The 963-nt window shown below is 71.3% G+C and carries 1 protein-coding gene; it reads left to right on the forward strand.

Annotated elements, in window-relative coordinates; genetic code table 11:
- A partial coding sequence (locus ADK66_RS28190; RefSeq protein ID WP_231640227.1) for a condensation domain-containing protein occupies positions 1 to 963 on the forward strand: 963 nt, incomplete at both ends.

A 963-nucleotide genomic window follows, 5' to 3' on the forward strand; every position in this document is an offset into this window, starting at 1 on the left:
GTGCGGGATGTTTTTGCTTACCGGACGGTGCGCGGGCTGGCTGCCAGTTTGGGTGAGGGCGTTGACGAGTGGGAGCCGGTGGCGCCCTTCGCGCTGCTGACCGACACCGACCGCGCCGCTCTGCCGGCGGGCCTGACCGACGCCTACCCGGCGACCCAGGCCCAGGTGGGAATGGCTGTCGAGATCGCCAAGGACGACGCCGCCAGGCCGTACCACATCGTCCACACGATGCGTGTCGACGACGGGCTGCCCTTCGACGTCGAGCCGCTGCGGGCCACCCTCGCCGAGCTGGTCGCCCGGCACGACACGTTGCGCACCTCGGTCGACCTCGCCGGCTACTCGGTGCCCATGCAGCTCGTGCACGCCGAGGCGCAGGTGCCGATCGCTGTGCATCCCGACGCGAGCGGTCATCCGGCGTACGTCACCGCCGAGCGCGGGCGGCCGTTCGACCTGGCGCCGCCGCCGCCACTGCTGCGGGTGGCCGTGCACCGCGAGGACGACAGGGCCTGGTGGCTCACCGTCTCCGTCAGTCACCTCATCACCGGCGGCTGGGACCTCAACCTCCTGCTGGCCGACCTGCGCGACGGGTACCACCGGAGGCGGCGCGGCGAGCAGCCGACGCCCGTCGAGCCGGTGGCCGTCCGGTACGCCGACTTCGTGGCCGCCGAGCTGTCGGCGCTCGACTCCGAGGCGGACGCCGACTACTGGCGGGACGTGGTGACAGGTAGGCCGAAGTTCACACTGCCGGACACCCTGGCGACCGAGCCCGGCCCGCGGCAGGTGTCCCGCACCGAGCTGGACATCGCCGACCTGGACCCTGCGTTGCGCAAGCTCGCCAGCAGCCTCGGCGTACCCGTCAAGGCCGTTCTGCACGCGGCTCATTTGAAGGTGATGAGTCAGTTGTCGGGGGAGCGGCGTTTTTACACGGGGTTGGTGTGTGATGCGCGGCCGGAGGTGCGGGGT

Origin of the sequence: Micromonospora sp. NRRL B-16802 (assembly GCF_001279555.1) — a bacterium.
Lineage (GTDB): Bacteria > Actinomycetota > Actinomycetes > Mycobacteriales > Micromonosporaceae > Micromonospora > Micromonospora profundi.